At 64.8% G+C, this 21,301-nt stretch carries 18 protein-coding genes; 11 read left to right on the forward strand and 7 right to left on the reverse strand.

Features of this window, described 5'->3' with window-relative positions; translation table 11 throughout:
• Nucleotides 1–7: 7 nt before the first annotated feature.
• From AC1DVR_RS03980 to AC1DVR_RS03990, 3 genes are all read right to left on the reverse strand, one after another.
• Nucleotides 8–1,483, reverse strand: a complete 1,476-nt coding sequence (locus tag AC1DVR_RS03980) for a sugar ABC transporter ATP-binding protein (RefSeq protein WP_477999229.1) — start codon at nt 1,481–1,483, stop codon at nt 8–10.
• Between the two features lie 61 nt (nt 1,484–1,544).
• Nucleotides 1,545–2,588 carry a sugar ABC transporter substrate-binding protein gene (locus AC1DVR_RS03985; protein WP_477999230.1) on the reverse strand — a complete coding sequence of 348 codons (1,044 nt, stop codon included), beginning with the start codon at nt 2,586–2,588 and terminating at the stop codon, nt 1,545–1,547.
• Nucleotides 2,589–2,634: 46 nt separating this feature from the next.
• Nucleotides 2,635–3,630: a sugar phosphate isomerase/epimerase family protein gene (locus tag AC1DVR_RS03990; protein WP_477999231.1), complete on the reverse strand. Its 996-nt coding sequence runs from the start codon at nt 3,628–3,630 to the stop codon at nt 2,635–2,637.
• A 246-nt stretch (nt 3,631–3,876) separates the two neighbouring features.
• Here AC1DVR_RS03990 and AC1DVR_RS03995 point away from each other — a divergent pair, with 246 nt between their 5' ends.
• The 11 genes from AC1DVR_RS03995 to AC1DVR_RS04045 all read left to right on the forward strand — a co-directional run bounded on the left by AC1DVR_RS03995 (nt 3,877) and on the right by AC1DVR_RS04045 (nt 17,012).
• Entirely contained in the window at nt 3,877–4,926 is a 1,050-nt protein-coding gene (locus AC1DVR_RS03995) for a saccharopine dehydrogenase (RefSeq protein WP_477999232.1), read from the forward strand.
• Nucleotides 4,927–4,936: 10 nt separating this feature from the next.
• On the forward strand, nt 4,937–6,079 hold the full coding sequence (locus AC1DVR_RS04000) for a saccharopine dehydrogenase family protein (protein ID WP_477999233.1): 1,143 nt from the start codon (nt 4,937–4,939) through the stop codon (nt 6,077–6,079).
• Nucleotides 6,080–6,178: 99 nt separating this feature from the next.
• Complete coding sequence (locus AC1DVR_RS04005; protein ID WP_477999234.1) at nt 6,179–7,900, forward strand: heparinase II/III family protein; 1,722 nt, start codon at nt 6,179–6,181, stop codon at nt 7,898–7,900.
• Nucleotides 7,901–7,922: 22 nt separating this feature from the next.
• A complete protein-coding gene (gene purH / locus AC1DVR_RS04010; protein WP_477999235.1) occupies nt 7,923–9,509 on the forward strand; it encodes a bifunctional phosphoribosylaminoimidazolecarboxamide formyltransferase/IMP cyclohydrolase in 1,587 nt (528 codons plus the stop codon).
• Nucleotide 9,510: 1 nt separating this feature from the next.
• Complete coding sequence (gene lspA, locus AC1DVR_RS04015) at nt 9,511–10,023, forward strand: signal peptidase II (protein ID WP_477999236.1); 513 nt, start codon at nt 9,511–9,513, stop codon at nt 10,021–10,023.
• Between the two features lie 41 nt (nt 10,024–10,064).
• Complete coding sequence (locus tag AC1DVR_RS04020; RefSeq protein ID WP_477999237.1) at nt 10,065–10,631, forward strand: DUF3035 domain-containing protein; 567 nt, start codon at nt 10,065–10,067, stop codon at nt 10,629–10,631.
• Between the two features lie 129 nt (nt 10,632–10,760).
• The gene (locus tag AC1DVR_RS04025; protein WP_477999292.1) at nt 10,761–12,122 is read left to right on the forward strand and encodes a M16 family metallopeptidase; all 1,362 of its coding nucleotides are present in this window, start codon (nt 10,761–10,763) and stop codon (nt 12,120–12,122) included.
• The gene (locus AC1DVR_RS04030; RefSeq protein ID WP_477999238.1) at nt 12,119–13,453 is read left to right on the forward strand and encodes a M16 family metallopeptidase; all 1,335 of its coding nucleotides are present in this window, start codon (nt 12,119–12,121) and stop codon (nt 13,451–13,453) included. Before AC1DVR_RS04025 ends, AC1DVR_RS04030 begins: the two co-directional genes overlap by 4 nt.
• 45 nt (nt 13,454–13,498) lie before the next feature.
• Entirely contained in the window at nt 13,499–15,340 is a 1,842-nt protein-coding gene (gene mutL / locus AC1DVR_RS04035) for a DNA mismatch repair endonuclease MutL (protein ID WP_477999239.1), read from the forward strand.
• Entirely contained in the window at nt 15,337–16,476 is a 1,140-nt protein-coding gene (locus AC1DVR_RS04040) for a DNA recombination protein RmuC (RefSeq protein WP_477999240.1), read from the forward strand. Before mutL ends, AC1DVR_RS04040 begins: the two co-directional genes overlap by 4 nt.
• Entirely contained in the window at nt 16,473–17,012 is a 540-nt protein-coding gene (locus AC1DVR_RS04045) for a HutD/Ves family protein (protein ID WP_477999241.1), read from the forward strand. The genes AC1DVR_RS04040 and AC1DVR_RS04045 overlap by 4 nt, the downstream gene beginning before the upstream one ends.
• Nucleotides 17,013–17,016: 4 nt before the next feature.
• On the opposite strand, the gene AC1DVR_RS04050 is transcribed toward AC1DVR_RS04045, so the two are convergent.
• The 4 genes from AC1DVR_RS04050 to AC1DVR_RS04065 all read right to left on the reverse strand — a co-directional run bounded on the left by AC1DVR_RS04050 (nt 17,017) and on the right by AC1DVR_RS04065 (nt 21,198).
• Nucleotides 17,017–17,985, reverse strand: coding sequence for an aldo/keto reductase (locus AC1DVR_RS04050; RefSeq protein ID WP_477999242.1), 969 nt, complete (start codon nt 17,983–17,985; stop codon nt 17,017–17,019).
• A 64-nt stretch (nt 17,986–18,049) separates the two neighbouring features.
• The gene (deoD, locus tag AC1DVR_RS04055) at nt 18,050–18,754 is read right to left on the reverse strand and encodes a purine-nucleoside phosphorylase (RefSeq protein ID WP_477999243.1); all 705 of its coding nucleotides are present in this window, start codon (nt 18,752–18,754) and stop codon (nt 18,050–18,052) included.
• Nucleotides 18,755–18,809: 55 nt separating this feature from the next.
• Nucleotides 18,810–19,172 carry a DUF6455 family protein gene (locus AC1DVR_RS04060; protein WP_477999244.1) on the reverse strand — a complete coding sequence of 121 codons (363 nt, stop codon included), beginning with the start codon at nt 19,170–19,172 and terminating at the stop codon, nt 18,810–18,812.
• Between the two features lie 67 nt (nt 19,173–19,239).
• A complete protein-coding gene (locus AC1DVR_RS04065; protein WP_477999245.1) occupies nt 19,240–21,198 on the reverse strand; it encodes a methylmalonyl-CoA mutase family protein in 1,959 nt (652 codons plus the stop codon).
• Nucleotides 21,199–21,301 lie beyond the last annotated feature (103 nt).

The raw sequence follows: 21,301 nt of genomic DNA on the forward strand, positions 1-21,301 counted from the left end.
GGGAACCTCAGGTGGATGGGATGGCGTGGCGGGCGATGTTCGCCTCGGTGATTTGACCCTGGCCGAGGGTGGCGCTGATGCGCCCCTCGCGCATGACCAGCACGCGGTCGGCCAGGCGGATGACCTCGGGCAGTTCTGAGGAGACGAAGAGGACGGCCTTGCCCTCTTTGGCCAGACGCTCGATCAGGTCGTAGATCTCGGCCTTGGCGCCGACGTCGATGCCGCGGGTCGGCTCGTCAAAGAGGAAAACCTCGGTCCCCGCGGCCAGCCAGCGCCCGATGATGGCCTTTTGCTGGTTGCCGCCAGAGAACGCGCCGATCGGCTTGTTGACATCAAAGGGGCGCAGGTTGACCTCGCGCATCAGCGCTTCGGAGCGAGCCTTGAGGGCGGCTTTCCGGATCAGGCCGAAGCGCGAGAAGGCACGCATCGCGGGCAGGCCGATGTTGCTGGTCACCGGGCGATGGCGCACGATGCCGTCGCGCTTGCGCTCTTCGGGGACCAGACCCAGACCAGCCTTGATGCGGGCGCGGGGGCCGCTGGCAATCACCTTGCCGTGGATTTCAACCTGACCGGCGTCTGCCGCGTCAACACCTGCAATCAGGCGCATCAGTTCGGTCCGGCCCGAGCCTACGAGACCCGCGATGCCAAGAACCTCACCGGCCTGCAGCTGAAAACTCGCATCCTGCACCGCCTGACCCCGGCTCAATCCCGAGACTTTCAGGATCGTCCGGTCGGTGGCGAAAGAGTGGTGCGTGGCATGGGCCAACTCGCGCCCCACCATCAGCTCGATCACCTGCGCGACCGGCGTGGCCGGGATCGGCACCCGCGTAATCAGGCGGCCATCGCGCAGGATGGTGGCCGATTGGCAGACCCGGAAAACCTCGTCCATCTTGTGGCTGACATAGATGATCGACACGCCCTGTGCCGACAGCTTGGCGATCACCGCCACCAGCTTTTCGAACTCGGCCGGGGTCAGCGAGGAGGTCGGCTCGTCCATCGCGATGATCCTGGCATTGGCGCGCAGGGCCTTGGCGATCTCGACGATCTGGCGCTGGGCGACGCGCAGGGTGCGGATCGGCGCCTTCACATCAATGCCGGGGTCCAGCGTGGCCAGAAGGCGCGCGGCCTCGGCCTCTTGCGCGGCGCGGGCGACGAAGGGGCCTTTGCGCAGGGCATGGCCGAGGAAGATATTCTGCGCCACCGTCAGTTCAGGCACCTGTTGCAGTTCCTGATGGATCATCGCGATTCCCGCTTCGGTGGCGTCGCGGGGCGAGGCGATGTGGACCGGAACGCCGTCCACCTCGATCCGGCCAGCGTCGGCACGCAGCACGCCGGAGAGGATGTTCAGCATCGTCGATTTGCCGGCGCCGTTCTCACCCAGCAGCCCATGGACCTCGCCAGGCTTAACGGTCAGGGCCACGCCATGCAGAACCTTGGTCGCGCCGAAGGACTTTTGCACGTCAGTCAGGGAAAGGCGGGTCATGATCTCATTCCATTGAAAAAGCCTGCCCGGGGGAGCATTCCGGGCAGGCCAGAGGGTCAGATCACTTCAGCAGGGCGGCGCGCAGGGCGGCCATGTCGGTCGTGGCATAGGTCGCGAGGTTGTCTTTGGTGATCAAGGCTTGCGGCGTTGCCACCACGCGCGGCAGATCCTGCCCGGCCATCAGGCGCAAGGCGACCTCCATCGCGATCTCGCCGGTCAGAACCGGGAAGCTGTCCACGGTGCCGGTCAGATCGCCCGCCTTGATCGCGGCATAGCCATCCGAGATCCCGTCGGTGCCGAAGACCGCAACCTGGTCTTTCTTGCCGGCAGCCTTCACCGCTTCGACTACGCCCAAAGCCATGCCGTCGTTGTTGGCATAAAAGCCGATCAGGTCGGGGTATTGCTGCAGGATGGTCGTGGCGGCGTTGAAGGCCTCTTCGCGGCTCCAGTTGGCCGGTACCGAGGCCACGACGTCGAACTTGCCGGCGGCCTTGATGGTCTCGGTGAAGCCGGCGGTGCGCTGGCCTGCGGCGTAGACGCCCGGCTGGCCCTCGATCACGGCCACCTTGCCGCCGTCCTTGCGGTTTTCGATGAACCATTTGGCAACGTTGACGCCGTTGCCCTTCTGCACGTTGCCGACATAGTGCTCGGCGGTCGGGATCACCGCGTCATTGACGTTCAAGACCGGGATGCCGGCTGCCTTGGCCTTTTCCAGCGCCGGGATCAGGTTGGCGTCGGTCTGGGGCGAGAAAAGGAGCGCCTTGAAGCCCTGGTTGATCAGGTCTTCCGCGATGGACAGCTGGCCCAACTGGTCGCCTTCATTGGCGGCGGCCTGATAGACCAGCGTGATGCCCAACTTGCCGGCGACATTCTGGTAACCCTGACCCAAGGAGCGCCAGTATTCGTTGGTCAGCGTCTTGGACACGCCACCGACCTTGGTCCCCGCGGGGATGGCCGGCAGTGGGCCGAACTTGGCGTCCAGCTCGGACCAGTCCATCCGGTTCGGCTCGCTGTCGGAATTCAGCGGGGCGAGGTCGGCATGGGCAGCACCCATCGACAGGGCGACAGCACCGGCGACGAGGGCGCCTTTCAGAAAGTGTTGCATTTGGATCCTCCCTTTTTCAACACGACTTGATGATTTTCAGTAAAGTCTAAAGCGTCATCGCCCCCTTGGCGGCGGCCAGGCGGGCGATGTCCTGGGCGATGACGGGGTCTTGCGCCGATTGCGCATGGGCGAGCCGGTTGTCGCCTTCCATGGCGTGAACTCCCGCCAGAAGGCGGCGGACGGTGCGGATGTTGGCGGCACATTCGGCCACCGGATCCAGACCCGAGGCATCGGGGAAGGTGTCAAAGTAGATCGCCCCGTCAAAGCCCGCGCGATGCACTTCGCGCAGCAGCTCCAGCGTGGCGAATTCATGGACCGAGGCGACCATCAGCCCGTCATCACGCTTGGCATAGCCGTCGTTGAGGTGCAGGCCCAGCAGTTTGCTTTTCCGCGCGATCAGGGCGGCGGCGAAGGCCGGCTGTTCGTCGGCGTAAAGCGAATGGGCGAAGTCGATGGTGACGCCAAGGTTCGATGCCCCCACTTCGGCAATCGCCAGAAGCGTGGTCGAGGCGTCATTCAGAAGGCTGTAAGACCGCGGCTCGTTCGGCTTATATTCTATTGAAATCATGCACTCAGGATCATGGGCGCAGACTTCGGCGATACCGGCGATCTCGGCTTCCCAAAGCGCGGTATAGTCGCATTGGAAGGCGTAGTCATAGCCGTCCTGCCCGAGCCACAGCGTCATCATCGGCGCCCCCATCTCCCGCGCCGCATCAATGCCGCGCTTGGTCAGGTCGATCGCCTCGCGCCGGACCGCCGGGTCGGGGTTGGTGAAGGCGCCGCGCTTGTAGGCCGGGTTGGTGTAGTAGCGCATCGCAAGGCCGCTGACCGAAAGGCCGGCGTCGCGCACCGCCTTGGCCACTTCGACGGCGCTGTCGCCGACATGATCGGGGTAGTTGAGGTCAAGCTCCGAAAGCCCCTCGACCGTCGCCGCGCGGGCCACCATCTGCTGCAGCGAGGGTTTGCCTTGCTGGTTCGGCCAATAGTCTCTGGCGTTGGATGCGAATGAATTGATCCGCGTGGCGAAGCGTTGTCCCAGCATGTGATTCTGCCCTCTTGCTTTACATTGCTTTACAAATATGCTATAAGTCGTAAAGTTGAGAAGTAAAGTGATTTTATGGAGGGGGCTGAGAACCCGAAGCGCCCCGCGCCTTCGGGCCGCCGCCGGCGCACTTGCGGTGGAACCGGCGCGGGGCCGCAAACCGGGCCGGCTGCGCCCCGCGCTCTGGTTGCGGGGACTGGTCCTGCGGCCCCAGTCTGATATGGAGAGGCAAAAGAGGAGAGCGCCATGGTGCATCTTTGGGTGCGCGCCGAACAACGGCCGCATGAGGAACGTGTGGGCCTGACGCCCGAGGGCGCCGAGGCCCTGATCAAGGCCGGTATCCGCGTCACGGTCGAGGAAAGCCATGTCAGGGCCATCCCGATCGACGGCTATCTGCGCGCGGGATGCGAGATCGTGGCCGAGAACCTGTGGCCCTTCGCCCCCGAGGACGCGATCATCTTCGGGCTGAAGGAACTGCCCGAGGATGGCACGCCGCTGACCCACCGCCACATCATGTTCGGCCATGCCTACAAGGGCCAGCCTGCGGGGCAGGTTCTGCTGACGCGCTTCAAGGCCGGCGGTGGGACGCTTTACGATCTGGAATATCTGGTGAACGAGAATGGCCGCCGGGTTGCGGCCTTCGGATATTGGGCCGGTTATGCCGGGGCGGCTGTCGCCCTGAAATGCTGGGCGGCACAGGCGCGGGGCGAGATCTGCGGGCCGGTCGCGGTCTATGGCGGCAAGGCGGAGCTTCTGGCCGATCTTGGCGCGGAACTGTCCGGGCTCAAGCGGCCTGACGCGCTGATCATCGGCGCCTTGGGTCGGGTGGGGACCGGGGCGACTGATCTTCTGACCGCGATGGGCTCTGCCGTCACCAAATGGGACATGGCGGAGACCGCCTCGGGCGGACCCTTCCCGGAAGTGCTGCAGCATGAGATTTTCCTGAACTGCATCCTCGCCCAGATGGGGTGCCCGGTTTTCGTGCCCGCCTCGGCCAAGACCGATGCGCGGCGGTTGACGGTGATCGGCGATATCGCCTGCGATCCGACCTCGGACTTCTCGCCAATCAAGGTCTATGACCGCGCCACCGACTGGGACGCCCCGGCGCTGCGCGTCGCGGACCATCCGCCGCTGGACGTGACCGCCATCGACAACCTGCCTTCGCTTCTGCCGGTCGAATCCTCGCAGGATTATGCCGCCCAGCTTTTGCCTTCGCTTCTGACGCTGGCCCAACTGGATGCCGGCGTCTGGGGCCGCGCCAAGGCGGAGTTTGACCGCCATCTCGCCTTTATCTGAGGAGAACGACATGACAATTCACTGGTGTGGCACGGGCCTGTCCTCGGCGCCGGGATTGCGGCGGCTGATTGAGGCGGGCCACAAGGTCGTGGTTTGGAACCGCACGGTCGAAAAGGCCGTCGAGGCGGTGGGCGACCTCACGCAAGACATCCGCCCCTATGCGCTCGACGCGCTGACGGCGGCGCTGGAGCCGGGCGATATCGCAATTTCGATGCTGACGGTCGATCACCATGTGCCGATCGCGATGGCTTGCCTGGCCAAGGGGGCGCATTTCGTCTCCTCCTCCTATATCTCGCCCGAGATGCGCGCGCTGGACGAGGCGTTTCGCGCCAAGGGTCTGGTTTCGATCAACGAATGCGGGCTGGACCCGGGCATCGACCATCTGATGGCGCATGACCTGGTGGCGCGCTACCGCGCCTCGAAGGGCTATGACGCGCGCAACATCCTCAGCTTCGTGTCCTATTGCGGCGGCGTGCCGAAGATCCCGAACCCGTTCCGCTACAAGTTCAGCTGGGCGCCTTTGGGCGTGCTGAAGGCGCTGCGCTCGCCCTCGCGGTCCCTGCGCAACTTCTCGGAACTGCGGGTGGCGCGGCCCTGGGATGCGATCACCTCTTACGACGCCCCCTTGCCGATCCCGGAAAGCTTCGAGGTCTATCCGAACCGTGACAGCTATCCCTTCATGGAGGATTACCGCTTCGACAAGGCCTGGCAGGTCAAGGATTTCGTCCGCGGCACCATCCGCCTGAACGGCTGGGCCGAGGCCTGGACGCCGGTCTTCCGCGAGATCGAGACGCTGGAGGGTCCCGCGGGCGAGGCGCGGCTGGCCGAGATGGCGGCAGAGTTCGTCAAGGAGAACTCCTATGCGCCGGGCGAGCCGGACCGGGTGATCCTGTTTGTCTCGCTGAAAGCCGAGCGTGAGGGGCGGATCGTCTTCCACGAGACCTGGGCGATGGATGCCTGGGGCGACCAGCGCGGCACGGCGATGGCGCGGCTGGTGTCCTCGCCCGTCTCCTTCGCGGTGGAATCGCTTCTGGCGCATGAGATCCCGGTGGGCGTGCATGCCGCCCCGCATGACCCCAAGCTGATCGCCAAGTGGTTGGGGCAGGTGCGCGGCCTGGCACAATATATGGAACGTATCGACCATATCGCCTGAAATCGCCGAAGCCTCCTGCCTTGGGTGACAGGGCGGGGGGCTTTCGCTATGCTCTGATCGAAATGACCCGGAAACGGGCAAGAGGCAGGGCAAGGCAGCATGGCCGAGGGCCGCGAACAGACGCGCACATCAGGCGGGTGGCGTGACCGCTGGCTGCTTTGGCGCGCGCGCAAGGCGCATGTCGCCAAGGACTTCCTGAGCCAGCCCGAACCCCGCACCATTGGCCTATATGCCCGGGGCAAGCAGCTGGTCGCGGGCAATTTCATCTCGGGGGCGACGGTGATCGAAAGCCCGGGCGTGCCGATCTGGGATGTGCCCTTCGCCGACCCCGCCCTGCACAACGAAGCGCATGGCTTTGTCTGGCTGGAAGATCTCGCGGCGCTGGGCGATGCGCGGGCGCAGGACCGGGCGCAGGACTGGACCTTTGACTGGATCACCCGTTTTGGCGCGGGCAAAGGCGCGGGCTGGCAGGCCAATCTGATCGGCCGCCGCCTGATCCGCTGGATCAACCACGCGCCGATGCTGATGCAAGACACGGCGGCGGACAAGACCACGACCCTGTTGGCCAGCCTGTCCACCCAGCTGCACTTTTTGGCGCAGCGCTGGCAGACCGCCGCCCCCGGCCTGCCGCGGATCGAGGCGCTGACGGGCCAGCTTGTTGCGGCGCTGGTTCTGGAAGGCATGGGGCATCACGTTGAACCCGCCCAACGCGGTCTCTCTGCCGAGGTCGAGGCCGAGATCGACATGGGCGGCGGCATCGCCACCCGCAACCCCGAGGAACTGCTGGAGATTTTTACCCTTCTGACCTGGGCCGAACAGGCGCTGGGCGAGGCGGGGCGCCGGGCTGCGCCGGAACATCTGGCGGCGATCGAAAGGGTGGCTCCGGTGTTGCGCGCGCTGCGCCACGCCGACGGCGGCCTTGCGCGCTTTCACGGTGGYGGGCGCGGGGCCGAGGGGCGGCTGGATGCGGCGCTGGCCACTGCCGGGGTGCGACCGATGGCCTCTGCCGGGATGGCCATGGGGTTTGCCCGGCTGACCGGCGGGCGCACCACGATCATCCTGGACGCCGAGCCGCCGCCTTCCGGGCCTTTGGCCCATGCCTCGACCAACGGATTCGAACTCACCTCCGGGCGGCGTCCGGTGGTGGTGTCTTGCGGGTCGGGCGCGGCCTTCGGGCTGGAATGGCGGCAGGCGGGGCGGGCGACGGCCTCGCATTCGACGCTGGCGATCGAGGGTTATTCCTCCTCGCGCCTTGGGCGCAGCGGGGCGGGGGAGTTTGTCGAGCGCGCCGATGTGACGACCCTGCGCGTCTTGCCGGGGGAGAATGGCGCGGGCGTCCACATCGCGCAGGACGGCTGGTCGAAGACCCATGGCCTCAGCCATATCCGCGACCTGATGCTGACCAATGACGGCCGTCACCTGAAAGGCATCGACCGTCTGGCCGCGATCAATGCCGCCGAAAAGCGCCGCTTTGAACGGGTGATGAGCACGAGCCGCGAGCAGGGCGTGAAGTTCGCCGTGCGATTCCATATCCACCCGGATGTCGAAACCCGTCTGGACATGGGCGGCACCGCCGTCTCGCTCGCGCTCAAAAGCGGTGAAATCTGGGTGTTTCGCCATGACGGCAGCGCGCGGCTTGCCCTTGAACCGACCATCTACCTGGAAAAGACCCGGCTCCGCCCGCGCGAAAGCCTGCAAATCGTGCTTTCCGGCCTGGCACAGGATTTCGACACCGAGTTGGGGTGGACCTTGGCCAAGGCACAGGATACTCCGCTGGCCATCCGCGATCTGGAGCGGGAGGATCCCGCCAGCCAGATCTGACATCTTGCGAGGGAGTTCCGCCATGACAAATCTCGTCCCGATTGGCCGCGCGTTGATTTCGGTTTCGGACAAATCCGGCTTGATCGAGCTGTGCCGGGTTCTGGCGGGCTATGGGGTCGAACTGATCTCGACCGGGGGCACCTCGATCATGCTGCGGGCCGCAGCACTCAAGGTGCGCGATGTGGCCGAGGTGACCGGCTTCCCCGAGATGATGGATGGCCGCGTCAAGACGCTGCACCCCAATATTCACGGCGCCTTGCTGGCCCTGCGCGATGATGACGAACACCTGTTGGCGATGGCGGCGCATGGGATCGAACCGATCGACCTTCTGATCTCCAACCTCTACCCCTTCGAGGAAACCGTGGCCAAGGGCGCCGACCACGCCACCTGTATCGAGAATATCGACATCGGCGGCCCGGCGATGATCCGCGCGGCCTCGAAGAACCACCGGTTCGTGACGGTGATCACCGATACCGCCGACTACGCGGCCCTGATCGACCAGCTGAAGGCGAATGACGGGGCGACGACCCTGGCCTTCCGGCAGCGGATGGCGCTGACCGCCTATTCCAAGACGGCGGCCTATGATGCGGCGGTGTCGTCCTGGATGGCGGGCGAGCTGAAAGAGCCTTTCCCACGCAACCGGGCCTTCGCCGGCAAATTCGCCCAAGGCATGCGCTACGGCGAAAACCCGCACCAGCGCGCGGCCTTCTACAGCGACGGCACGCAACGCCAAGGCGTGGCCACGGCCAAGCAATGGCAAGGCAAGGAACTGTCCTACAACAACATCAACGACACCGACGCCGCCTTTGAACTGGTGGCGGAGTTTGCCGGGCAGGGGCCCTCGGTCGCGATCATCAAGCACGCCAATCCCTGCGGTGTCGGCAAGGGCGCCACGCTGCGCGAGGCCTATCTGCGCGCCTATCAGTGCGACCAGACCTCGGCTTTTGGCGGGATCGTGGCGCTGAACCAGCCTTTGGACGCGGAAACCGCGGAAGAAATCGTCAAGATATTCACCGAGGTCGTCATCGCCCCCGGCGCCTCGGATGAGGCCAAGGCGATCTTCGCCACCAAGAAGAACCTGCGCCTCTTGACCACCGCAGGCCTGCCCGACGCCAAGGCGCCCGGGCTGGCCTTCAAACAGGTGGCGGGCGGCATTCTGGTGCAGGACCGCGACTTTGCCGGGATCACCGGCGCCGACCTGAAGGTCGTCACCAAGCGCCAGCCGACCGAGGCCGAGATGGCCGACCTTCTGTTCGCCTGGACCGTGGCCAAGCATGTGAAATCGAACGCCATCGTCTATGTGAAGGATGCCGCCACCGTGGGCATCGGCGCGGGCCAGATGAGCCGGGTTGATTCGACCCGGATCGCGGCGCGCAAGGCGGGCGACATGGCCGAGGTTCTGGGTCTGGCGCAGGCGCCGACCGTGGGCTCGGTCGTGGCCTCGGACGCGTTCTTCCCTTTCCCGGATGGCTTGCTGACGGCGGCGGAGGCGGGGGCTACGGCGGTGATCCAGCCCGGCGGCTCGATGAACGACGACAAGGTGATCGCTGCGGCGGATGAAGCCGGCCTCGCCATGGTCTTCACCGGCCAGCGGCATTTCCGGCACTGAGATGAAACTCCCCACCATCCCGCTTGTGGCGCTTTGYGTGCTGGCTCTGGACCAGATCACCAAGATCGCGGTGGTCTTCGGGCTCGATCTGGTCAACCGGGTCGAGATTGACGTGCTGCCGCCCTTCCTCGTCTTCCGTATGGCCTGGAACTACGGGATGAACTTCGGCCTTCTGGCGCAGGGGTCGGACATCGGGCGCGTGCTGCTGATCGTGGTGGCTTTAGTGATCTCGGCCTGGGTCTGGATCTGGGTCCGGCGCGAGAAATCGGGCTGGCGGGCCGAGGTGGCGGCGGGCCTGCTGGTCGGCGGGGCGCTGGGCAACGTGATCGACCGGATCCTTTATGGCGCGGTGGCGGATTTTCTGAACATGTCGTGCTGCGGCATCGACAACCCCTTCGCCTTCAACGTGGCCGATGTCGCGATCTTCTTCGGCGCCCTGGGTCTGGTTCTGTTTACCGGTTTTGCGGGCGGCAAGACGCCCAACAAGATCAAGCCACGCCGAAAGACCCCGTGACGAGGCCGCGTCTTTGCGTTAAGCCCTGTCAGGACGGCAAGATGGATACAACGGTGCAAGGGTCGGGCGGAATGCGGAAGGCACGGATCGGTCTCGCAATGGCGGGCTTGGCACTGGTGGTGCTTGCCGCCTGCGGGGGGGGCAATCGCACGCCACATCTGTACAACCTGCGCTCGACCACCGATGGCCCGGACGAGTTTTCCTTGCTTCCGCCGAAGGCATTGGCCTTGCCGGCTGACCTTACCGCGCTGCCGGAACCCACACCGGGCGGCAGCAACCTGACCGACCAGCACCCGATGGACGACGCCGTGGTGGCTCTTGGCGGCAAGGTCCGTGCGGCGGGCGGCATTCCCGCCTCGGACGCCGGTCTGGTGAACTATGCCGACCGTCACGGCGGTACCGCCAATATCCGCGAATCAATGGCCGCCGACGATCTGGCGCGGCGCAAGCGCCACCCCGGCAAGCTCTTGGAACGGGCCTTTGGCCTGACCACTTATTTCGCGGCCTACAAGGACATGTGGCTGGATTCCTACGCCGAGCAGGCGCGCTGGCGCGCGGCTGGCGTCCCCACGCCCTCCTCTCCGCCACCGGAAAAGCCCAAGCGCTAGGCGTGCGGCGCTAAGCCTCTGAAATCGGCGCGCTTCACCCCATGTCACAACCGCGTGGCTTGGGGTTGCGCCTGCCCCCTTCTGGGATAGCTTGGTCCCAAGCAGGAGGTCGCGATGGTTACAATTTCAATGCGTAGAGGGTTCGACCTCATCACCCGGTGCAAGGTCTGGTATGGGGCGGCGCTGGCGCTGGCACTGACGAGCGGTGCGGCGCTGGCCGACAAGGTCACGACCTTCACGCTCGACAACGGCATGGATGTCGTGGTGATCGAGGATCACCGTGTACCGGTCGTCGTCCACATGGTCTGGTACAAGATCGGTGCGGCCGACGAGAGCCCGGGCCATTCCGGCATCGCGCATTTTCTGGAGCATCTGATGTTCCAGGGCACCAAGGAAGTGCCGCCCGAGCAGTTCTCGAAGATCGTGGCGGCGCAGGGCGGGTCGGACAACGCCTTCACCACGCCCGATTATACCGCCTATTTCCAACGCGTTGCGGCCGACCGGCTGGGTCTGGTGATGAAGCTGGAAGCCGACCGGATGCACAACCTGAACCTCACGGAAAAGGATGTGGACACCGAACGCCAGGTCATCCTCGACGAACGCAACGAACGCACCGACAGCAACCCCGGCGCGCTCTTGAACGAACAGATGAGTGCGGCGCAGTACATGAACCATCCCTACGGCATCCCGGTCATCGGCTGGCGCCACGAGATGGAGCAGCTGAGCCGTCAGGACGCGCTTGACTTCTACCATGCCAACTATGCCCCGAATAACGCCATTCTGGTCGTGGCGGGCGATGTGAAGCCTGAAGAGGTCCTGGCGCTGGCCAAGAAGAACTACGGGCCGATTCCGCCCTCGGACAAGATCCACCCGCGCATCCGCCCGACCGAGCCGCCGCAACTGGCCGAACGCCGCCTGGTGCTGGCCGATACCCGCGTGGCCCAACCCTATGTCGTGCGGACCTACCTCGCGCCCGAGCGCAACCCCGGCGACCAGAAAGAGGCCGCGGCCCTGACCATGCTGGCACAGCTTTTGGGAGGCAGCCGCACGAACTCGGTTCTGGCGCGGGCTTTGGAGTTCGACCAGAAGCTCGCCACCTATACCGCCGCGACCTATGATGGCGTGTCGCTGGACGTGACCACCTTTGGCCTTGTCGTGGTGCCCGCCGATGGCGTGAGCCTCGGCGATGCCGAAAAGGCGATGGACGGCGTTTTGGCCAAGTTCATGAAGGATGGCGTGGACCCCGACGAATTCGCCCGCATCAAGGCGCAGGTGAAGGCGCAGCAGATCTACGACCGCGACAATACCCAGGGCCTCGCCCATGATTACGGCATGGCTCTGGCCTCGGGGCTGACGATCAAGGACGTGCAGGACTGGCCCGCGACGCTGGAGGCCGTCACCGCCGAGGACGTGATGGCCGCGGCGAAAAAGGTGCTCGACAAGCACGATGCCGTCACCGGCTGGCTGACCACAGAGGAGACCGCGCAATGACCTTCGCTTTCAGGATCAAATCCGGGGCCCTGGCGCTGCTCGCCGGATTTCTGCTGCTGGCCTTGCCCGCAGGTGCCGAGATCAAGATCCAGGAAGTCACCTCGCCCGGTGGCATCAAGGCTTGGTTGGTGGAAAACCACGACATCCCCTTCACCGCCCTCTCGATCCGCTTCAAGGGCGGCACATCGCTCGATGCGCCGGGCAAGCGCGGCGCCACCAACCTGATGACCGCCCTGATCGAAGAGGGCGCCGGCGATCTGGACAGTCAGGGCTTTGCCGCCGCCCGCGATGCGCTGGCCGCCGACATCGGCTTTGATTCCGATCAGGATGGCGTCGGCGTCTCGGTCCGCGCCTTGACCGAGAATCGCGACAAGGCGATGGACCTGCTGCATCTCGCCCTGACCAAGCCGCGCTTTGACCCCGACGCGGTGGAGCGGGTGCGCGGCCAGGTTCTGCAGGGCCTCTCCGCCGACGCGAAAGACCCCGATGCGATTTCCGGCAATATCCTGCGCCTGCAGGCCTTTGGCACGCATCCCTATGGCACGGTCGGTGACGGCACGATCGACAGCGTCAAGGCTCTGACCCGCGACGATATCCTTGCCGCCTATCATGGCGCCATCGCCCGCGACCGGATCTATGTGGCGGCTGCCGGCGATATCTCGGCTGCCGATCTTGGGGTGCTCCTGGACAAGCTGCTCGGGGATCTGCCGGCGACCGGCGCCCCGCAGCCCGGCGATGTGGTGGCCAGCACCAAGGGCGGCATCACGGTCCAGCCCTTCCCCGGCCCGCAAACCGCGATCAGCTTCTATCAGGGCGGCGTGAAGTTCGAGGACAAGGACTATTTCGCCGCCACCATCCTGAACGAGATTCTGGGTGGCAACGGCTTCTCCTCTCGGCTGATGAACGAGGTGCGCGAAAAGCGCGGTCTGACCTATGGCATTGACACCTCGCTGGCCAGTTTCGACCATGCCGAGGTCCTGCAAGGTTCAGTCGCCACCGCCAATGCCAAGGCGGCGGAGACGATCCAGGTCATCCACGATGTCTGGGCCGATGTCGCCGCCCATGGTGTGACCCAAAAAGAGCTGGATGATACCAAGACCTACATGACCGGCGCCTATCCGCTGCGCTTTGACGGCAACGGCAGGATCGCCTCGATCCTGGTGGGGATGCAAATCCTCGGCCTGCCGCCGTCCTACCCCGAGACCCGCAATGCCAAGGTGGAGGCGGTGACCCTCGCCGATGTGAACCGGGTGGCGAAGTCCTTGCTGACGCCGGACAAGCTCAGCTTTGTCGTGGTGGGCGATGCGCCGGGGGTCAAAGCCTCGAAGTGACAGAATCTGTGGAAGGGCGGCGGGTGACCTGCTAGACTTGGTGGCATGAACAGCCCCGCCCCCCATATGACGTTAGATACAGCCGAGGCTCGTCCTGTGATCCGCCTGCTGGATGAGGCCGCGATCAACCGGATCGCTGCGGGGGAGGTGGTCGAAAGGCCGGCCTCCGCCGTCAAGGAACTGGTCGAAAACGCGCTGGACGCCGGGGCGCGGCGGATCGCGGTGGACTATTCGGCCGGCGGCAAGCTGTTGATCCGGGTCACGGATGACGGCTGCGGCATGTCCCCCGATGATCTGCCCCTGGCGGTGGCGCGGCATGCCACCTCGAAAATCGACGGCTCCGACCTTCTGAACATCCACTCCTTCGGCTTTCGCGGCGAGGCTTTGGCGAGCCTTGGTTCGGTGGGCCGGCTGACCCTGACCTCGCGCGTGCAGGGCGGGGAGGGAGCGAGCCTTGCCGTCACCGGCGGCCGCATCGGCGCGGTGCGCCCCTCGGGCGCCGCCAAGGGTACGGTGGTCGAACTGCGCGACCTGTTCTACGCCACCCCCGCGCGGCTGAAATTCCTGCGCAGCGATCGGGCCGAATCCTCGGCGATTGCCGATGTCCTGCGCCGTCTGGCCATGGCCGAACCCCATGTTGGCTTCACCCTGTCCGAGGTTTCCGAGGGCGAACCGCCTCGCACCATCCTGCGTCTTGATCCCGAGAACGGCGATTTCTTCAATGCCCTGCAGCGCCGCCTGACCCGCCTGCTTGGCGCCGATTTCACCGCCAATGCCCTCAAGATCGAGGTCGAGCGCGAGGGTCTGACCCTGTCCGGCTACGCTGCCCTGCCGACCTATTCGCGCGGCTCCTCGGTGCAGCAGTTCGTTTTCGTCAACGGCCGCCCGGTGCTGGACCGCATGCTGCTGGGCGCCCTGCGCGTGGCCTATATGGATGTCCTGTCGCGCGACCGGCATCCCGCCGCCGTCCTCAACCTGATCTGCGATCCCGAACGCGTCGACGTTAACGTTCACCCCGCCAAATCCGAGGTCCGTTTTCGCGAACCCGAGGCCGCCCGCAGCCTGATCATCACCGGCCTGCGCACCGCGATCAGCGGGGCAGGGCACCGCGCCTCTTCAACTGTGGCCGATGCCACGCTGGCGGCCCTGCGCCCCGAGCCGCGCGTCTACCAGATGGACCGCCCCTCCGGCCTCAGCCTCTCTCGCGCCTTCACCTTTCAGGCGCCGGACCCGGTTGGCGGCGGTTTTGCCGAAGCCCCGGTGGCACGGGTGGAGGTGGTTAACGAACCCGCGGTTGAGGTTGAGAATTTCCCCTTGGGCGCTGCGCGGGCGCAGGTGCACGAGAATTACATCATCGCCCAAACTGCCTCTGGCATGGTCATCGTCGACCAACACGCCGCCCATGAACGCCTGGTCTACGAACGCCTGAAACGCCAGATGGACGAGACGGGGATCAAGGCGCAATCCCTGCTGATCCCCGAAATCGTTGAACTTTCCGCCAGCGATGCCGCGCGCCTGCTGGAGGCTGCGACAGATCTGGCAGTGCTTGGCCTGACGGTGGAACCCTTTGGCGGGACCGCGGTGGCCGTCCGCGAGACGCCCGCGATCCTCGGCAATGTCTCGGCCAGGGCGCTGTTGCGCGACGTGCTGGATGAACTGGCCGATCAGGGTGATGCGCCCACTTTGCGGGCGCGGCTCGATGCCATCCTCAGCCGGATGGCCTGCCACGGCTCGATCCGGTCCGGCCGTCAGATGCGCGCGGAGGAGATGAACGCCCTGCTGCGCGAGATGGAAGCGACCCCGCTTTCCGGCCAGTGCAACCATGGACGACCGACCTATGTGGAATTGAAATTGGCTGATATCGAACGATTGTTCGGCAGGCGATGATCACCCTCTTCGGCCAGACCTATCCCTGGAGTGCACCAGAGATTCTGATCCCCCTTGGTGGGGTGGTGTTAATCCTTTTCGTCCTTCTCCTGGTGCTCCGCGCCTCAGGCCGGGTGTCACCCCTGCTGATGCAGGAAATGTCCTGGCTCTCGCAACGCGTGCAGGGCTTGTCGGAAGGGCAAGAGCGCTTGGCGGGCGGCCTTCACCACGTTTCCGAAGCGCAAAGCCTGTCGCAAACCGCGATGATCCAGATGATGGAAAACCGGCTGTCGGAGGTGCAAAGGTTCATGGGCGAGTCGCTGCAAGGCAACTCGGTCCGCACCGCCCGCAGTCTGGGCGACTTGCATCAAAGGCTGGAAACCATCGACAAGGCACAGGCCAACATCGAGAAGCTTTCTGGCAATGTCTTGAGCTTGCAGGATATTTTGTCCAACAAACAAGCGCGCGGCGCTTATGGCGAGATCCAGTTGCACGACATCGTGGCCAAGGCGTTGCCCGCAGATGCCTATACGATGCAGGCGACACTCTCCAACGGCAAGCGCGCCGATTGCCTGATCCATCTGCCCAATCCGCCGGGTCCATTGGCCATCGACGCCAAGTTTCCACTGGAGGCTTACGAGGCCCTGCGCCGTGCCGAAAATCCGCGACAGATACAGGAAGCCAACATGTTGTTGAAGGCGGCGGTGCGCAATCACATCAGGGCCATCTCGGACAAATACATCATCGAGGGCGAGACGGCCGATGGCGCGATCCTGTTTTTGCCCTCGGAAGCGGTTTATGCCGAGCTGCACGCGAATTTCCCCGAAATCGTTCGGGAAGGCTTCGCAGCCCGGGTTTGGATCGTCTCGCCCACCACCTGCATGGCGACATTGAACACGATGCGGGCGATCCTCAAGGACGCGCGGATGAAGGAACAGGCCGGTGCGATCCGCCGCGAACTGGGCGAGCTTTACAAGGATATCGAGCGTCTGTCGGACCGCGTCGGCAACCTTGATCGGCATTTTGGCCAGGCCTCTAAGGACATCGAAGAGATCCGCATCAGCGCCGACAAAGCCGGAAAACGGGCGCGTCGGCTGGATAACTTTGACTTCGAGGAGATTGCCTTGCCTGTCATCCCGCCGCGTGCCGCCGAATGATCCGCCATCTGAACGCCAGCAATTTCAAAGAGATGCCCTGGGCCAATGGCAAGGGCACGACGGTCGAGATGCTGCGCATCGACGCGGGCGGGCAGCTGATGTTGCGGCTGTCGCGTGCGGCGGTGGTGGAGGACGGCGCCTTCTCGCTTTTCCCGGGGATCGAGCGGAATCTCACGGTTCTGTCTGGCCCTGGCTTTGATTTGGTGGGCGAGGGGATCTTGTTGCATGCCACGCCACTGCGGTCGGTGGCCTTTGCCGGGGATGTGGCGATTAGGGCGGAAAAGGTTACCGAACGATCGGAAGATTTCAATGTCATGACCGCCCGCAGCCTGCCGCTGCCCGAGGTGCGGGTGGCGCGGGGCGGGGCGATGACCGGCCCGAGTGTCGTTTTGGCGCTTGAGTCGGGCATGATCGGCGGGCATCTTGTTGCGCGCCATGATCTGCTGGTCTCGGATCAGGACCTGTATCTGGAGGTGCCGGCCATTGTCGTGACCTTTCCAGGGTGGCCAGACCGGATCTGGTCCGATCTGGCCTGAGTGTTCAGCAATACCGTTCGATCGCCTGCAGCTGATGGTCGCCGTAACGGTCACCGGAGGCGAAGCCGGGCGGCAGGATACGGTCGATTTCGGCGAGGTCCTCGGCCGTCAAGGTCAGGGCTGCGCCTTGGGCGATCTGCCGCAAATGCGTTGCCGAACGGGTGCCGGGGATCGGGATCAGGTGATCCCCCTTTGACAGAATCCAGGCGAGGGCCGTGGCCGGGGTTGACCAACCGCGCGCGGCGCAAAAGGCGCGGAATGCGTTGATTTTCAGGATGTTTGCCGTGAAGTTCGGCTCCATGAAGCGCGGGTTGGAGATGCGGAAACCGTCGGTGGGCGCCTCCAGCGGTTGATCGCCCAGCATGCCGCGGGCCAGCGGTGAAAAGGGGATGAAGGCAACGCCAAGCGCCTTGCACGCCTGAATCAGGCCGAGTTCGGGTTGCCGTGTCCAAAGCGAATACTCGTTCTGTATCGCGGTGCAGGGGTGGATGGCATGGGCGCGGCGCAGTGTGTCGGGGGCCACCTCCGACATGCCATAGCCGCCGATCTTGCCCTCTTCGATCAGGCGCGAGAGCGTGCCGATCACCTCTTCCAGCGGGCGGGCGTGTTCGCGGCGGTGGATGTAGAACAGCTCGACATGATCGCGGCCCAGACGGCGCAACGACAGGTCCAGCTCGGCCCGCAGATGGTCTTCCGCGTTGCTCACCCGGCGCGGCGTCGTGTTCATGATGCTGGCCTTGGTCGCGATGGTGACCTGCGGCTTACGTGACGCAAGCCATTTGCCGATCACATCTTCGGACACGCCCATGCCGTAAATGTTTGCCGTGTCGATGAAATTCATCCCCTCCTCCAGCATGGCATCCAGACAGGCGAAGCTTTCTGCCTCATCTGTCGCACCAAAAATGCCGCCGAAGGACATGGCGCCCAGGCCGATGGCAGACACCTGCGCGGTGCCGAGTTGACGGGTTTTCATAGGCTTCTCCTGAAAGGGGGAGGGCAATAGACGCTCGCGAATCGGTTGGGTCAAGGGGCTTTCGTCAGGCGAAAGCCGCTTCCAGCGCGACCTCGACCATCTTGCCGAAGGAACGTTCGCGTTGATCGGCGGGCAGGGCCTCGTGGGTCAGAACGTGGTCTGAAATCGTCAGGATGGCCAGGGCGCGGCGCCGGTAGCGGGCGGCGAGGTGGTAAAGCTCCGCCGCCTCCATCTCCACACAAAGGGTGCCGTGGCGTTGCAGCTGTTCCGAATGGTCCGGGCGTTCGTCGTAGAATGTGTCGGAGGAGTAGATCCCGCCGACATGCACCGGCACGCCGATCCTTTGCGCGGCCTTGTGGGCGGCGCAGAGCAGGTTGAAATCGGCACAAGGGGCGAAGTTCAGCTCTTTGAAGATACTGCGCGAGGGCGAGCCGATGGTGGACGCGGTCTGCGCCAGAACCACGTCGCGCACCTTCACATGGTGCTGCAGTGCCCCGGCGCTGCCAATGCGAATGAGCGTTTGGCAACCGTAATCCTGGATGAGTTCATTGGCATAGATCGACAGCGAGGGCATCCCCATGCCAGAGCCGTGGATGGTCACCCGATGCCCCTGCCAGAGGCCGGTATAGCCGAGCATGCCGCGCACCTCGTTCACCAGGACCGGATTTTCCAGATAGGTTTCGGCAGCCCAGCGGGCGCGGTAGGGGTCGCCCGGCAAAAGGACGGTTTCGGCAATCTCGCCGGGCTTGGCACCGATGTGAAAGGTCATGTCGCGCTCCTGTTTGGCGCAACCTAGCCAGCGACATCGGTGAAGGCCAGTCGTCTCAGCAGGCGGGGTGGGCCGCCTGCGCCGCAAAGTTTTCGGCGTTGAGACAGAAGGTCGCCTCGGCCGGAACGGCCAGCGCGCCCTTCGCCAGGACATGGGTGCATTGGTTGCGCGCACGGCAGGAACCGCAGGTGGTCAGAAGGCCCAGATAGGCCTCGTGGTTCATGTGGATCTCGGCGTCCGACAGGCCGAAGACGGCGGCCATATGGGAAACCCGCTCCGAAATGTCGCGCGGCATCCGGGCAAAGGCCTGAACCTGATCGCGCGACATGCCCAGATCATCAAGATCGCGTTCGCTGAGCGCGTTGATTTCCTTGACGTCGTGCCACCGCTCCAGCAGCGCCTTGATCCGTTCGAACATGTCCGTCTCCTTCATTTTGAGGCGACAATGACGGATCGACGCGGCACGCGCTTTGACATGGCGCAAATCAGGCGGCGAGGTCTCCCGGTTCTGCGAGGTCCACGATGTCTGTCATGATCCGGTTCAGGTCGAAATCCTTGGGCGTGTAGATCGCGGCCACGCCAAGGGCCAGAAGCGCTTCGGCATCGGCGTCGGGGATGATGCCGCCGATGATCAGCGGGATCTGCAGGTCGGTGGCGCGCAAGCCGTTCAGCACGTCCTGAACCAGGGGCATGTGGCTGCCCGACAGGATCGACAGGCCGATGACATGGGGGTTCTCCTCTAGCGCCTGGGCCACGATGTCGGCCGGGGTGTGACGGATGCCGTCGTAATGGATGGCCATGCCGCAGTCGCGGGCGCGGGCGGTGATCTGCTCGGCCCCGTTGGAATGGCCGTCGAGGCCCGGCTTGCCGATCAGCAGTTTCAGCCGCCGCCCCAGCCGGGTCGAGACGGCATCGACCGCAGCGCGGATGGGCTCCAGCCCTTCGGTGCGGTTGGAGGGGGATTTCGACACGCCGGTCGGTGCGCGGTACTCGCCAAAGGCGGCGCGGATGGCGGCGCCCCATTCGCCGGTGGTGACGCCAGCCTTGGCGGCGGCGATCGAGGCGGGCATGATATTCTCACCCGACATGGCCGCCTCGCGCAGGTGCAACAGGGCGCGGTTGACCGCCACCCCGTCACGTTCGGCCCGCCAGGCATGCAGGCGGGCGATCTGGTCAGCCTCGGCCGCCGGATCGCATTCGAGGATGGCCGAGATGCCAGAGGTCAGCGGCGAAGGCTCGGCCTCGCGCCAGCGGTTGACGCCAACCACCACCTGCTCGCCACGTTCAATCCGGGCCAGCCGTTCGGAGTTCGCCTCGACCAGACGCGATTTCATATGGGGGATGGCGGCCACGGCCCCGCCCATCGACTCGATCGTGGCCAGTTCTTCCTGGGCTGCGGCTTTCAGCGCCGCGACCTTGGCGGCAATCGCGGGATTGTCGTCGAAGATATCGGCATATTCCAGAAGGTCGGTTTCGTACGCGAGGATCTGCTGCATCCGGAGCGACCATTGCTGATCCCAGGGGCGCGGCAGGCCCAAAGCCTCGTTCCAGGCGGGCAGCTGCACGGCGCGGGCGCGGGCGTTCTTCGACAGGGTCACGGCCAGCATCTCGATCAGGATGCGGGCGACGTTGTTTTCCGGCTGCTGTTCGGTCAGGCCCAGCGAGTTGACCTGCACGCCATAGCGGAAGCGGCGGTGGCGTTCTTCGGTGATGCCATAACGGGTCTGGCACAGTTCGTCCCACATCTCGACAAAGGCGCGCATCTTGCAAATTTCGGTGACAAAACGGATGCCCGCGTTCACGAAGAAGGAAATGCGGCCGACCATCGCGGGGAAATCCGCGGGCGTGACCTTGGCACGCAGATCATCCAGCACGGCGATGGCGGTGGCCAGCGCATAGGCCAGCTCCTGCTCTGGCGTGGCCCCAGCCTCCTGCAGGTGGTAGGAGCAGACGTTCATCGGGTTCCACTTCGGCAGCGCCTTGGCGGTATAGGCCGCGACATCTGTAATCATCCGCAGAGAGGGCGCCGGCGGGCAGATATAGGTGCCGCGCGACAGGTATTCCTTGATGATATCGTTCTGCACCGTGCCCTGCAGGGTGGAGATATCGGCGCCCTGTTCTTCCGCCACCGCGACATAAAGCGCCAGCAACCAGGGGGCGGTCGCGTTGATCGTCATCGAGGTGTTCATCTGGCCCAGCGGGATATCGGCAAACAGCGCCCGCATGTCGCCCAGATGGCTGACCGGCACGCCGACCTTGCCGACCTCGCCGCGCGCCAGGATGTGGTCGCTGTCATAGCCGGTCTGGGTCGGCAGATCGAAGGCGACCGAAAGCCCGGTCTGCCCCTTGGCCAGGTTGCCACGATAAAGCGCATTCGAGGCCGCAGCGGTCGAATGGCCCGCATAGGTGCGAAACAGCCAGGGGGAGTCTTTCTGCGTCTGCATCTTTGGCCCTCGTGAATCATCATCGCAACTTTCTTGCGTCAAGTGCGGCATATCAGCAAGTTTTGGCAAGTGTCAATTCGCTGCATCGCGGCGGAAGCTGAAT

The organism is Rhodobacter sp. P2_H5 (genome assembly GCF_056403335.1).